At 64.8% G+C, this 14009-nt stretch carries 12 protein-coding genes; 6 read left to right on the top strand and 6 right to left on the bottom strand.

The window, feature by feature from the left end:
• Positions 1–5: 5 nt before the first annotated feature.
• Positions 6–920 (bottom strand): LysR substrate-binding domain-containing protein, encoded by a 915-nt coding sequence (locus tag IAE37_RS23500; protein ID WP_201177414.1) that lies wholly within the window; start codon positions 918–920, stop codon positions 6–8.
• Positions 921–1033: 113 nt separating this feature from the next.
• Between IAE37_RS23500 and IAE37_RS23505 the strand changes: the two genes are divergently transcribed.
• The 5 genes from IAE37_RS23505 (at position 1034) to IAE37_RS23525 (ending at position 6244) form a co-directional block, all read left to right on the top strand.
• Positions 1034–1474 (top strand): carboxymuconolactone decarboxylase family protein, encoded by a 441-nt coding sequence (locus IAE37_RS23505; protein ID WP_201177415.1) that lies wholly within the window; start codon positions 1034–1036, stop codon positions 1472–1474.
• 121 nt (positions 1475–1595) lie between these two features.
• Positions 1596–2129 carry an AAA family ATPase gene (locus tag IAE37_RS23510; protein WP_201177416.1) on the top strand — a complete coding sequence of 178 codons (534 nt, stop codon included), beginning with the start codon at positions 1596–1598 and terminating at the stop codon, positions 2127–2129.
• Between the two features lie 87 nt (positions 2130–2216).
• Positions 2217–2732: a sigma-70 family RNA polymerase sigma factor gene (locus IAE37_RS23515; protein WP_201177417.1), complete on the top strand. Its 516-nt coding sequence runs from the start codon at positions 2217–2219 to the stop codon at positions 2730–2732.
• Positions 2729–3682, top strand: coding sequence for a FecR domain-containing protein (locus tag IAE37_RS23520; protein WP_201177418.1), 954 nt, complete (start codon positions 2729–2731; stop codon positions 3680–3682). The genes IAE37_RS23515 and IAE37_RS23520 overlap by 4 nt, the downstream gene beginning before the upstream one ends.
• 105 nt (positions 3683–3787) lie before the next feature.
• Positions 3788–6244: a TonB-dependent receptor gene (locus tag IAE37_RS23525; protein ID WP_201177419.1), complete on the top strand. Its 2457-nt coding sequence runs from the start codon at positions 3788–3790 to the stop codon at positions 6242–6244.
• A gap of 103 nt (positions 6245–6347) precedes the next feature.
• Here the strand turns inward: IAE37_RS23525 and IAE37_RS23530 are convergent, their stop codons facing one another.
• The gene (locus IAE37_RS23530) at positions 6348–7511 is read right to left on the bottom strand and encodes an AAA family ATPase (protein WP_201177421.1); all 1164 of its coding nucleotides are present in this window, start codon (positions 7509–7511) and stop codon (positions 6348–6350) included.
• A 200-nt stretch (positions 7512–7711) separates the two neighbouring features.
• A complete protein-coding gene (locus IAE37_RS23535) occupies positions 7712–8014 on the bottom strand; it encodes a hypothetical protein (RefSeq protein WP_201177423.1) in 303 nt (100 codons plus the stop codon).
• Between the two features lie 126 nt (positions 8015–8140).
• On the opposite strand from IAE37_RS23535, the gene IAE37_RS23540 reads away from it, so the two are divergent.
• Positions 8141–8854: a hypothetical protein gene (locus IAE37_RS23540; RefSeq protein ID WP_201177425.1), complete on the top strand. Its 714-nt coding sequence runs from the start codon at positions 8141–8143 to the stop codon at positions 8852–8854.
• Positions 8855–8866: 12 nt separating this feature from the next.
• On the opposite strand, the gene IAE37_RS23545 is transcribed toward IAE37_RS23540, so the two are convergent.
• The 3 genes from IAE37_RS23545 to IAE37_RS23555 are packed head-to-tail and all read right to left on the bottom strand — an operon-like array spanning position 8867 to position 13817.
• A complete protein-coding gene (locus IAE37_RS23545) occupies positions 8867–9991 on the bottom strand; it encodes an ABC transporter permease (protein WP_201177427.1) in 1125 nt (374 codons plus the stop codon).
• 1 nt (position 9992) lies between these two features.
• On the bottom strand, positions 9993–12731 hold the full coding sequence (gene rbbA / locus IAE37_RS23550) for a ribosome-associated ATPase/putative transporter RbbA (RefSeq protein ID WP_201177429.1): 2739 nt from the start codon (positions 12729–12731) through the stop codon (positions 9993–9995).
• 3 nt (positions 12732–12734) lie between these two features.
• A complete protein-coding gene (locus IAE37_RS23555) occupies positions 12735–13817 on the bottom strand; it encodes an HlyD family secretion protein (RefSeq protein WP_201177431.1) in 1083 nt (360 codons plus the stop codon).
• Positions 13818–14009: the final 192 nt, after the last annotated feature.

Here is a 14009-nt window from a genome sequence, read left to right on the forward strand (position 1 = left end):
CTTTGTCATAGCGACCACAGCGGGTCGTTGGCCATGCGCGTCGTCACCCAGTCGGTGAAGGCCCTGACCCTTGCCGAAAGGTGACGCGTGTAGGGGAACACGACGGACAGCGGCATGCTCGCCATCTGCCAGTCCGACAACACCTGAACCAGGGCGCCGCTGGTGAAGTGCGGCTTGGCTGCAGCTGCGGGCAGGAAGGCGACGCCAAGCCCGGCGACCGCCGCTGCGGCTGTGGCGCTGCCATTGTTGAAGTACATGCTTGGCGGCTGGTCGAGGGTGAAACGTTGCTCGCCCCGCGTCAGCACAGGGACGAAACGCCTGTCGGTGGCCGGAAACTTGAAGCCGAAGTGCTTGTGCCTGTGCAGATCCGCAGGCGACTGCAGGGGGCCAGCGCTCGCCAGGTAGGCAGGTGAGGCGCAGAAGCAAAAGCGCATCTGGCCGATGGGGCGGCACACCAGGTCCTGGTCGGCAATCACCCCACCCCGAATGGCGCAGTCGACCCCTTCCTGGACCAGGTCGACGACCCGCTCGCTGCAGCCGATGTCGAGGTGAATCTCGGGAAAGCGCGCCGTGAAATCACCCAGCGCCGGCACCACGAACCAGATCCCGACGGGCGAGGGCATCTCGATGCGTACGCGACCCCGCACCACATTGCGGCTCTGCGCAACCGAGGCCTCCAGCTCGTCGACGTCATCGATGACCGCGCGCGCCCGCTGGTAGTACGCGGCGCCTTCGGTGGTCGGCGAGACCTTGCGCGTGCTGCGATGCAGCAGCTTGATACCCAGTAGCGTTTCCAAAGCCTGCACCTGCCCGGAAATCGTGGTCTTGGCCACCCCCAGCGACTCGGCTGCCGCGCTGAAGCTGCCGACTTCGACGATCCGGCAGAAGGCGCGCATGGCTTCCAATCGATCCAATGCCATTGTGCGAGTTCTCGTACTGATAAACCGATTTGAACCAGTTTATCCGAGTTCCCGCTTCCCCTACAGTCGCCTCCAGCTCACAACCTTGTGGCACCACTGACGGAGAATTTCCCATGCGTAACACCCGTATCAACTACTACGACGCCGCCCCACAGGCGATGAAGGCGATGCTGGGCCTGGAAAAAGCCACCTCGCAATCGGTGCTTCCCGCACCGCTGCGCGAACTCGTGCGCATCCGCGCTTCACAGATCAACGGCTGCGCATACTGCATCGACCTGCACACGGCCGATGCACTGAAGGCGGGTGAGACGCCCCGGCGCCTGATGGCGTTGAGTGCCTGGAAGGAGACACCATTCTTCGATGCCCGTGAACGCGCGGCGTTGCTGTGGACCGAGACGCTGACCCTGGTGGCGCAGAAGCACGCGCCGGACGAAATCTACGAAGATGTCGCGGTGCACTTCAATGAGCAGGAGCTGTCCGAGCTGACCTTCGTCATCGCCGCGATCAACGCCTGGAACCGCTTCGGCGTCGGGTTTGCCATGCAGCCGAAGTGAAACGCAGTGTGCAAGGCGAAGCGATCTGAATGGCCGTGACCCTCGCACAGTTGACCGAACGGCCCAGTGCCGTACAATCGCGCCCCCAAAAATCAGCATGCATCGCGAGAAGGAGCCTCTCATGCAACGGGTGATGATCGTTGGCCAGCCAGGGTCCGGGAAGAGCACATTGGCGCGCAGGCTTGGCGAACGCACGGGCCTGCCGGTCGTGCATATCGACACGATTCACTGGCAGCCGGGGTGGGTCGAGCGCAGCCGGGATGAAAAGACACGCCTGTGCCACGAGGTCGAGGCCGGTGAGCGCTGGATATTCGAGGGTGGCCACTCCGCCACCTGGAACAACCGCATCGCTCGCGCGGATCTGCTGATCTGGATCGATCGCTCGACGCCGCTGCGGTTCTGGCGAGTGTTGCTCAGGACCCTGACGCAGCACGGCAGCACCCGACCAGACCTGCCTGAGAACTGCCCTGAGCGGCTGGACCACTTGCCGGAGTTCTTCCGCTTCATGTGGCGCACCAGAACGTCGTCTCGCGCTGCGATGCAACGCCTGGTCGCCAATGCGCCATCGGCCTGCCAGGTGGTCCAGCTGCGCTCCAATCGGCAAGCTCGGGCGTTTCTCGCGAGCATCGATGCGTCGTCCGACCTCAGGTCGTGAGGTCCGGCGATCTTTTCACAATCCGCTGTTGCCAGGGTTGTCACGGCCAAACAATAATAAGAGCAATTCCCATTTGAGATAAGCGCCATGTCGGCCGACTCGTCTGCCTCTACCTCCGTCGGCACGTTGTACGTCGAACACAGCCCGTGGTTGCTCGGCTGGTTGCGCAAGCGCATGGGCAACCACTGCGATGCCGCGGATCTGGTGCAGGACACCTTCGTCAAGGTGCTCAGGGCGCGTACGGCCGAGGAGATCCGTCAGCCGCGGCACTACCTGTCCAAGGTCGCCAAGGGCCTGATGATCGACCTGTTCCGCCGTCGCTCGCTGGAGCAGGCCTACCTTGAGGCCCTGGCCAGCCTGCCGCCGGAGCACGTGCCCAGTTGCGAAGCCCAGGCGATGATGTTCGAGACCCTGGTCGAACTCGACCGCATGCTCACCGGCCTTGGCGCCAAGGTGCGCGAGGTGTTCGTGCTGGCGCAGCTCGAAGGCCTGGCCTACGCGCGGATCGCCGAACGTCTGGGTATTTCGCTACGCACGGTGAACAACCACATGGCCAAGGCCATGGAGCATGTGTGCCTGATGCAGTGGGAGTCGCACGCGTGAGCCATGCGCCGAGCGCGCTGCAGCGCCAGGCCGTTCGCGAGGCGGCACGCTGGTATGCGCGATTGTCGATGCAGGCGGCCAGCGCCGAAGAACAGGCGCGCTGGCAGTGCTGGTACGACAGTGACCCGCTGCACCGTGAGGCCTGGCAGCGTATGCAGGCGGTCAGCGAGCGCTTTGCGGGCCTGCCCGGGCGCCTTGCCGCTTCGACCCTGCTCGGCGCCGGACAGACCCGCCGGCAGGTGTTGTATGGCTTGGCCGTGCTGCTGGGCGGTGGTGTGCTCGGCGGCCTTGGCTGGCGCAGCGATACCCGCCAGGCCTGGACTGCCGACTACCGCACGGGCGTCGGTGAACAGCGCGCCGTGCGGCTGGCCGATGGCAGCCAGATGCTGATGGACACGGACACTGCCGTGGATCAACGCTTCGATGGCCAGCAGCGGCGCCTGCTGCTGCGCCGTGGCCAGGTGTTGATCAGCACTGCCGGCGATGTCAGCGCACGGCCGTTCAGGGTGGAGACGCGCGATGGTCGCGTGCTCGCGCTGGGGACTCGCTTTCTGGTCAGTGTCAACGACCACGGCAGTGAGGTGGCGGTGCTGGAGAAGGCTGTCGAGGTCTCTGCCGGTGACATGCGCGCCGTGCGCCTGGAAGCAGGCCAGCGCGCCGCATTCGGGCCGCAAGGAGTCGGCCCGCTACGGGCCAACGACGCCAGCGTGGCGGCTTGGGCGCAAGGCAGCCTCGTGGCCATCGATACACCACTTGCCCAACTGCTGGAGCAACTGGCGCGATATCGTCCGGGGCTGCTGGGTTGCGACCCTGCAGTGGCGCGGATGAAGATCTCCGGCGCGTTCCCCATCACCGACACCGACCTGGCGCTGACCGCCTTGGAAAGTGCGTTCCCGCTCAAGGTGCAACGGCGCACGCGATACTGGGTGACGGTGGTGCCGAACCGCTGACCGCCACCTGCAGATGAAAAAAATCTTCGGCTCGTTGCACTTTGCTGGCGGCTCGTTCGGCTTTTCCTCCCAGATGTTCACTTGAATGTTCCTGGGGAGGGAAACATGAGCAGCACGCGACACTCGCATCCAGCATTGGCAATGGCGGTACACCTGGCCTTGGCCGCGATGTGCATGGGGGCAGGCAATGCCGTGGCCGCGCAGGCGCCATACGAGCAGACCCGCAGCTACGACATCGCGCCAGGTTCGTTGACCGAGAACCTCGGCCAGTTCGCCAGCGCTGCCGGCGTAGTGCTGTCGTTCGACGGCGCCAGCACCGAAGGGCGGCGATCCGCCGGGCTCAAGGGCAGCTACAGCGTCGACACTGGCTTTGCCACGCTGCTCGCCGGCAGCGACCTGCAGGCGGTGCGCCAGGCCAACGGCGTGTACCTGCTGGTTGCGGGCGGGCAGAGCGAGGGGGCGGTGGTGCTCGGGGCTACCAGCATTACCGGGCAGGTGCTGGGCGCCACCACCGAAGGGACGGGGTCATACACCACTGGCGCGGTGACCATCGGCAAGGGCGAGCACAAGCTCAAGGACATCCCGCAAAGTGTCACGGTCATGACCCGCAAGCGGCTGGACGACCAGAACATCAAGGACCTGCCCGACCTGTTCGCCAACGCCACCGGCATGACCTTCGCCAAGAGCCCCGGCACGGGTGGCTTCATCACCTCGCGCGGCTTCGAGATCGAAACCCTGCAGTACGACGGCGTGCCGATGACCCGTGGCATCTATGCCCTGGGCAGCTACCTCACCGAATCAACGGCGTTCTATGATCGTGTGGAGTTGCTGCGCGGCGGTGCCGCGTTGTTGCAGGGCGCCAACAGCCCGGGCGGCGCGGTCAACCTGGTGCGCAAGCGTGGCCAGGCCAGGCCCATCGTGACCCTGACCGCCCAGGCCGGCTCCTGGGATCATTACGCTACCCAGGCCGACATCGGTGGCCCGTTGAACGACGCCGGTACCGTGCGTGGCCGCTTCGTGGCCGACTACGATACGCGCAACTCGTTCATCGACCAGGTCGGCAGCTGGGAGCAGAAGGTGTATGGCGCGCTGGACTTCGACCTCTCGGACGACACCACCCTGGGTGTCGGCATCAGCGACCGCAAGACCCGCTTCACGCCCATGGTCGCCGGCCTGCCACGCTACAGTGATGGCCGCGACATCGGCCTGTCCCGCTCGACCTACACGGGTTCCGACTGGAACCGCGGCATGACCGAGCAGTTGGCCGTGTACGTGGACCTCGAGCACCGCATCAACGACCACTGGAAGTTCAAGACCGCCGCTGTGGGTATCAACGAGCGCAACGAGATGACCTACGCCTACATCGTCGCACCGACCGGCGTGGCGGACGACGGCAGCGGGGTGGCCAACTGGCGCTATGCAACCGACTTCAATTCGCACAGCCGCGGCCTCGACCTGTTCGTCGACGGTGATTTCAGCGGTTTCGGCTTCGACCAGGAAGTGGTGCTCGGGGCCAACTATTCGCGCTACACCAGCGACAACACCATGGCGGTGGTGCGCAGCAGCGGGGCGAACATATTCGACCTGGACAACCACCTGGCGTACGAGAACTACGACAGCATCGCGGCGCGCGGCACGCGTACCGACAGCCAGTACAAGATTGAGCAGAAGGGCATCTACGGTACCTGGCGCATCAAGCTGACCGATCCGCTCACGCTGATCCTCGGCGGGCGCACCAGCTGGTATCAGTACGACTACGAGGCCCAGGTCTACCAGAGCAACGTCTTCAGCTACGACTCCAGCAGCCCCAAGGCCAACAACGGCGTGGTCACGCCTTACGCCGGCCTGGTCTATGCGCTCACGCCGCAGTGGTCGGCCTACGCCAGCTATGCCGATGTGTTCATTCCGCAGAGCGCGATTGGCGTCGGCGGCTCGACCATCGAACCGATCACCGGCAGCAACTACGAAGTCGGGTTGAAGGGCGAGCTGAATGAGGGGCGCCTGAACACGTCGCTGGCGTTGTTCCGTTACGATCAGGAAAACCGTGCAGTACCGATCCTCAACACCGAATCGCTGTGCGGTGGTTCGAACTGCTCAGAGGCATCCGGCAAGGTCCGCAGCCAGGGCCTGGAGGCAGAGATCAGCGGTGAAGTGCTGCCGGGGCTGCAAGCGTCCGCGAGCTACGTCTACAACACCACCAAATTCCTCGAGGACAACACCTACGAAGGCAAGGTCTTCTCCACCTGGACGCCCAAGCACGCGGTGCGCGTGTGGACCGACTACACCCTGCCGGGTGACTTCAGCCGGGTCAGCGTGGGCGGTGGCTTCAACAGCCAGAGCAGCACCGTGGCCTACGACCGCAAGTTCGACACCCCAGGGTTCACCATCTGGAATGCGCGCATCGGCTACAAGCTCAACGAGGAAGTCGGCCTGGCGGTGAACTTCAACAACATCTTCGACAAGGTCTACTACGTGCCGTCCTATGCGGCGGTGAGCGCGAACAACTACTACGGCGATCCGCGCAACGTCATGTTCAGCGTGAGGTATACACCGCAGTTCTGAGCGGTATGAACAAACCCAGCAAGGCGTCGGCGCAGCCCCCGGCGGATTGGGATCCGCCACCTGGCAGCGACGATGGCCAGCCCGATGAGTGGGGCCGCTGGCTTTAGTCCATCCAGCGCCACATCGGCTCGTCCAGCAAGCCGACGCCGCGCAGTTGCGTTTGCCCCTGGTTTTTTTCCAGCTCCAGGACATTGCACTCACCACAGGCCGACAGCGCCTCGATCAAGTGCCTGCTGTGGGAAACCACCCAGACCTGGCTGCGTTGCGAGGCGCGGATGATCAACCGTGCCAGCGCCGGGAGCAGGTCGGCATGCAAGCTGGTTTCCGGTTCGTTGAGCACCATCAGCGATGGTGGTCGGGGTGTGAGTAAAGCGGCCATCAACAGCAGGTAACGCAAAGTGCCATCCGATAATTCGGCACCCCCCAGGGGCCGCAGTAGCCCCTGCTGGTGGAGACGCACGCTGAACATGCCGCCGGGCGGCGCATCGATGTCCAGCCGGCTGCCGGGGAAGGCGTCTTCGAGGGCTTCGGTGAGGTCTTCGACATCGCCGATCTCGATGATGGTCTGCAACGCCGAGGCGAGGTTGCGACCGTCGTGATGCAGCACCGGTGAACGGGTGCCCAGTTGCGGCTGGCGGCAGGGCGCCTCGCGGTCGATGCGGAAATGGTCGTAGAACCGCCAGCTGCCGATGTACGCGCGCAGTTCGCCGATCTCCGGGGCCTGGCGTGGGCGGCCGACGATGTTGAAGAAGCTCTCGCCGCTGTCGGCGTGTTGTTCGAGGATCGTCCAGCCTTGGTCATCCCTGGCACGCACCAGTGGCCCTTTGCGTTCCACCAGCAAAGAAGAAGGGCGATAGGCCCCCGCTCCCCAAATGGCTTCGCGTTTGATCTCGGGGTCGAGCATGAACGCGGTCGGGTAGGGTAACGGCAGCGGCAGGCCGAGAGAAATGGCGAAACCGAAATCCTCGGTGGCAAAGCCCAGGCGCAGGCGTTTGGCCTCGCTGGAGTGCTGCCCTTGGATCGGCACTTCACCGCGGCGCATGCGCTGGCTGGCCTCCGGGCCAGCCCACCAGGTCGAGTCCAGCCCACCTTCACGGGCCAGCGCCTCCACCACACCACCCTGCGCCGTTTCGGCGAGCAGGCGCAGGGCCTTGTACAAATTGGACTTACCGCTACCGTTGGCGCCGGTTACCAGGTTGAGTTGGCCAAGCGGCAGCACCAGGTGATTGATCGAGCGGTAGTTGCCGATGGCGAGTGTGGTGAGCATGCAAAACCCTTTCGGCGTGTGGAGGCGAGTGATTGTGGCCCAACGCGAAAAGCCTTGCCATTGCCCGCTTGTAAGGCTGTTCCGATGAGGATGTAGTCACAACTGAATCAGCCCGAAATCAGGCGCATGTATGACTTCGGGGCGCTGGAGGGCGCATTTGTCGGAGCACAATCGGGCTGGCTGCAGCCCCCCGCTATGGGTCAAGATACTTTGACTGCCTGCAAGGCACGCTCCTCGGTCAGCGGCTTGAGAATCTCGATCGAATCGCCGGTGCGCATGTACAGGAAGTAATGACCCCGATCATCGCGCAAGATGCGATAGACCTCGGCAGTGATGTCCGTGCTTGGCACGGTGACCTTGTCGACCAGCAATACATGGCTACCAATCTGTAGACCATCCAGGGCTTTCTGGAAGCGCTGTTCCATGCCGGCGCGCCAGCGGCTGCGGTAGTAGCGCATGGCATAGAACAACAACAGCAAGGGTGCGAGCGACAAAACAAACATGAAAGCGGATTTCACTGACAACTCCCTTTGATGAGCGAGCCACGATCATATCAAACCGCAAGCATGGACATCTGCCGCCAGGGATTCGACACTAGGTCCTTTTCGGCAACTGGACCAAGGTAGGTCATGAACCATCCAAAGCGCGCAAGATCCCTCCTGCTGTTGCTGGCCGTCGCCTCGCTCAGCGCCTGCATTCCCTGGAAGCGTGAACGGTCTGCCTATGCCGACCTGTGTGAAACCGAGCATGCCTTCACGGTGCCGGGGCCGAACGGCGAGCGCACGATCAACCTGGAAACCTATCTCTATGACTACGACTCACGCTGGAGCGACGAGCCGTTCCAGCAGGTTCTGCATGTCCAGTACCCGGGGGAGGAGTACCCCAGGCCGGAGTTCTACGTGCAACTGGTCGCCTACAACGAAGGCCGGCAGCGGCCGGCGTCCGGCTCGCGACGAGGCGAGGCGCCGGTGCCGATCCTGTATGACAGCCGTCAGGCCTACATCACCTTCGAGGATGGCTCGCGGTTGCAAGCCAGGCCCGAGCTGTACCTGGGGGGGCCGACATATGACTACCCGAACTTCAGACCCCAGTTCGCCCGGACCTCGCCCTACGATATCAATAGCGACGAGGTGCATCGGATCATTCCGAAGATCACCAACAACAAGCGCTACGGGTCGACGTATGTGATTTTCCAGACCGACAAGTTCGATGCGGACTCCAAGTGGACCATCAATCTGGGCGCGCTGGAGGTGGAGGGGCACAAGGTGCAGATTCCACCGTTGAAGCTCTGTTATCACCCGGTGAAGAAATGGATTGGCATCGAGCCCTTGATGAAGCCGTGACTGGGGCCGCATTCAGGCCATCTGGCTGAGGGTCCGGCGGAAGCGGCGCAGCGACACCACGAACAGCACCGTGCCGATCACCAGCAATGCCAGGAACGGCTGCCACACCGTCTCCAACCCCGCGCCGCGGAACAGGATCGCCTGCCCCAGGCTGACGAAGTGGGTGGTGGGCGCCGCCAGCATCAGGTTCTGCACCAGCTCCGGCATGTTCTCGCGCGGCGTCTGCCCACCCGAGAGCATGTTCATCGGCATCAGCGTGAGCATCAGCAACAAGCCGAACTGCGGCATGCTGCGCGCCAGCGTGGCCATGTAGATGCCCATCGAGGTCATCGCGAACAGGCATAGCGCCACCCCGCACAGGAACAACCCGATGGAGCCCTGAATCGGCACATGCAGTAGGCCGCGCACCACGATGTTCAGCGACAGCGCGGTGGCCACCAGCACCACCAGCCCCATCGCCAGCACCTTCGAGGCCATGATCTCCCCCGGCGTCACTGGCATCACCAGGATGTGCTCGATCGTGCCGTGCTCGCGCTCGCGAATCAGCGCCGCCCCGGTGAGGATGATCGACAGCATCGCTACCGAATTGATGATCTCGGCGATGCTGCCGAACCAGGCTTTTTCCAGCGTCGGGTTGAACCGCGCGCGCAGCGCCAGCTCCACCGGCAGCACGCTGTTGGCCCGATAGCGGCTGGCGAATTCGTTGACCTCGCCCATCACCACCTGCTGGATGTAGCCATTGCCGGTGAACGCCTGGCTCATGCGCGTGGCGTCGATGTTCAGCTGGATCTGCGGGTCGCGGCCGGCCAGCAGGTCGCGCTGGAAGTTGGGCGGGATGTTCAGCACGAAGGTGAACTGGCCGTTGTTCATGCCGGGGTCCACCTCATCGAGGCTGATCATCCGCGGCACGGTGAACTCCGGCGGGTAGAACGCCGAGACGATCCGCGCGGACAACGGCGAGTGGTCTTCGTCGACGATGGCGATAGGGGCGTTGTGCAGGGTTTCTGGTACGGCGGTGGCAGAGGTGTAGATCGACACGCTGAACACGTACACCACCAGAATCAGCATCACCGGGTCGCGCCACAGGCTCCACAGCTCCTTGCGGCTCAGGCGCAGTATGTTCTTCAGCTTGCGCATGTCATCGCTCCTGCTTCTTCAGCAAGGCCACCGCGGCCCCGAGGATCACCGGTACCGCCAGCAGCAGGTTGCCGATCGCGCCGCGCAGGTCGTCGAAGCCCAGGGCCTTGCTGAACACGCCGCGGCTGATGTTGAACATGTGCGTGGCCGGGTAGGCTTCACCCACCAAACGGCCCAAGCCTTCCATCGACGACACCGGGTTGAGCAGGCCGGCCAGCTGGGTAGCCGGCAGCATGGTGCCGATCATGGCGAAGAACATCGCCGCGATCTGGCTGTTGGTGACGGTGGAGGCGAGCAGGCCCATGCCGGTGGAGATGATGCAGAAGATGAACATCGCCAGCATCAGCGTCGGGTAGCTGCCGCTGACCGGCACGCCGAACACCGTGACCGCCAGCAGGCTCATGCAGAAGAAATTGACCATCGCCAGGAGGATGTAGGGCAACTGCTTGCCGATCAGGAACTCCGCGCGGGTGATGGGCGTGACGTAGAGGTTGAGGATCGAGCCCAGTTCCTTCTCGCGCACCACCGACAGCGCCGTGAGCATGGCCGGCAGCATCAGCAACAGCAGCGGGATGACCGCTGGCACCATGGCTGGCAGGCTGGCGATGTCGGGGTTGTAGCGGTAGCGGCTCTGGATGCTGGCCAGCTCCGAGGCGCCAGCGCCGCGCAGGTGGCGGGTCTGTTCCTGCAGCCAGTGCTGGTGGATGCCCTGTACGTAGCCCTGCACGGTTTCGGCGCGTTGCGGCATCGAGCCGTCGATCCAGGCGCCGATTTGTATGTTGCGCCCGGCCACCAGGTCGCGGCCGAAACCGGACGGGATCTCGATGGCCAGGGCGATCTCGCCACGGCGCATGCGTCGGTCGAGGTCGTCGTAGCTGGTCAGTGGTGGGCGTTCGACGAAGTAGCGCGAGCCCTCCAGGCTCAAGGTGTAGCTGTGGCTGAAGGTGGTCTGGTCGTGGTCGAGCACGGCGTAGGTGAGGTTCTCGACATCCATGTTGATGCCGAAGCCGATCACGAACATCAACAACAGCGAGCCGGCCAGGGCGAGGGTGGCGCGGATCGGGTCGCGCTTGAGCTCCAGGGTTTCCCGCCAGCTGTAGCTGAGCAGGCGCTGCAGGCTGAACCAACTGTGCTTGGCGGCCTGGGGCGTTGGCTCGGCGGGCACCTCGTCGGTGCCTGCTTCGGCGGGCGCGGCGGCCTCGCCGCTGGCCTCGATCAGATAACCGATGAAGGCCTCCTCGAGGCTGCTGGCGCCGCGTTTTTCCACCAGCCTGGCCGGCGCGTCGCTGTCGAGTACCTTGCCGGCGTGCATCATCGACATGCGGTCGCAGCGCTCGGCTTCGTTCATGAAGTGGGTGGAGATGAAGATGGTCACCTTGTCGCGCCGCGACAGCTCCACCAGCAAGGTCCAGAAATTGTCGCGGGCGACCGGGTCGACGCCGGAGGTCGGCTCGTCGAGGATCAGCAGTTCGGGCTTGTGCACCATCGCCACGGCCAGCGACAGGCGCTGGCGCATGCCCAGGGGAATGGCGTCCGGCAGGCGGTCGAGCACCTGGGCGAGGCCGAAGCGCTCGACCATTTCCTCCACCCGCTCCGCAACCTCTGCGTCCGCAACGTGGAACAGTTGGGCGTGCAGCACCAGGTTCTGGCGCACGGTCAGTTCGCCGTAGAGGGAGAACGCCTGGGACATGTAGCCGACCCGGCTGCGGGTGTCGATGTCCTTGGGGTCGATTTCCTTGCCGAACAACCAGGCCTGGCCTTCGCTCGCCGGCAGCAGGCCGGTGAGCATCTTCATGGTGGTGGATTTGCCGCAGCCATTGGAACCGAGGAAGCCGAAGATCTCGCCACGGCGAATGCGAAACGACACATGGTCGACGGCGGTGAAGTCGCCAAAGCGCATGGTCAGGCCCTGGGCCTCGATGGCGATGTCGTCTTCATCGGCTTGTAGCGGCGGAATCACCACCGGTTTGTGGCCGCGTTTCTTGTCCTCGGGCAGCAGTTGGATGAAAGCTTCTTCCAGCGACGGGCAGGCGGTGCGGGCGAGCAGTTCGCCGGGCGTGCCGGTGGCCAGGATACGGCCGTCGTCCATCGCCACCAGCCAGTCGAAGCGCTGGGCTTCGTCCATGTAGGCGGTGGCGACGATCACGCTCATGCCGGGGCGTTCGCCGCGGATGCGATCGATCAGTTCCCAGAATTGCGCACGGGCCAGGGGATCGACGCCGGTGGTGGGTTCGTCGAGCAGCAGGAAGTCGGGGTCGTGGATCAGCGCGCAGCACAGGCCGAGCTTCTGCTTCATTCCGCCCGAGAGCTTGCCGGCGGGGCGGGCGAGAAAGGCCTGCAGGCCGGTGCTGCGGGTCAGGTCGTCGATGCGCCTGCGGCGTTCGGCGGCGCCATGGCCGAACAGGCGGGCGAAGAACTGCAGGTTCTCCTCGACCGAGAGCGTGGGGTAGAGGTTCTTGCCCAGGCCCTGGGGCATGTAGGCGATGCGCGGGCATACGGCGTCGCGGTGGCGCTTGCTGGCCATGTCGCCTTGCAGCACCTCGATGTGGCCTTTCTGGATCACCCGGGCGCCGGCCAGCAGCGACAGCAGGCTGGACTTGCCGACGCCGTCCGGGCCGATCAGGCCGACCATGCGCCCGCTGGGCAGCTCCAGGCTCAGGTCATCCAGCGCCAGGGTGGCGCCGTAGCGCAGTTCGACATGCTCGACCCGCGCCACGTAGCGGGGGGGCGATGCGCTCATGGCTTACTCCGTAAGCGTCGAGGACAGCGACGCGGGCCACTCGGCGTCGGGGTCGAGCTTGACCCAGGCGACGCCCGGCAGGCCGGTCTTGACGTATTCCAGGTAGCGTTGCAGCAACGCCGGCGGGATCTGCGCCTTGACCCGGAACATCAGTTTCTGGCGCTCGGAGGCGGTTTCCACGGTCTTGGGCGTGAACTGCGCGGCGCTGGCGACGAACGACACGGTGGCGGGCACCGGAGTATTCGGCGCGGCGTCGAGGACGATGCGGACCTCGCTGCCGAGGGCGACCTGCCCGGCGACTTCGTTGGGCAGGAAGAAGGTCATGTACACATCGGACAGGTCGATCACGTTCAGCACCCGGCCACCGGCGCCTAGCACCTCCCCAGGCTGGGCCACGCGGAACTGCACGCGGCCGCTGCGAGGCGTCTTGAGCTGGCTATCGCGTATGTCGGCATCGATGCGCTGGACCGAGGCCTGGGCCGCGCCGACTGCCGATTCGGCGCCGATGCGCTGGGCTTCGGCAGCGTTTATCGCCGCCTTGGCGGCCCTGGCCTGGGCGCGGGCGGCGGCTACGGCAGCCTGAGCGCCGCGCACTGTGGCGCGGTCGTCATCCAGTTGCTGCTGCGAGGTGGCGCCTTCCTTGGCCAGCATTTGCGTACGGCCGAAGCGGCGCTGGGCGGCGTCCAGTTCAGCTTCGCGCTGGACCACCACGGCCTCGGCGGCAGCGGCATCGCTTTCACGCAGGGCCACCTGGGCTTGGGCGGCGGCGACGGCATGCTCGGCCTGGCGCAAGGAGGCTTCGGCCTCGTCACGCTGGGCCTGCAAGGTGTCGAGTTGCATGGTGGCCAGCACCTGGCCGGCCTTCACGAAATCGCCTTCGTTGACCAGGATGTCCTGGATACGCCCGGCCAGCTTGGTCGCGACGTCGATCTCGGTGGCCTCGATGCGCCCGTTGCCGCTGACGAGGCCGTCGCCGGGGCCGCTCACGGCCAACCGCTGCCAGCCCCACCAGGCCAGCGCTGCGGCGCCGACGGCGATGGCGGCGAGGAGGAGTTTGTTCCTGGGCAAAGCGGATAGCAGGGTCATGGGCGGCTCGACGCATGTGCGGGGTTGGGTGGAACGGGCGAGAGGAGCCAGGGGAGGGCGTAGGCGCAGAGGCCGGCAGCTGGGTGCGACGCTGGGGTGACCATGGCGAACCTCTCTTCCTTGAGTGTTGCTGGGGCGGATGGAGCCCGTCGGGGGCTGCATCAAAGGTAGCCCTGTATCTGGCAGAGTGAC

Source organism: Pseudomonas sp. S31 (assembly GCF_016648105.1).
In the GTDB taxonomy this organism is placed as follows: Bacteria; Pseudomonadota; Gammaproteobacteria; order Pseudomonadales; family Pseudomonadaceae; genus Aquipseudomonas.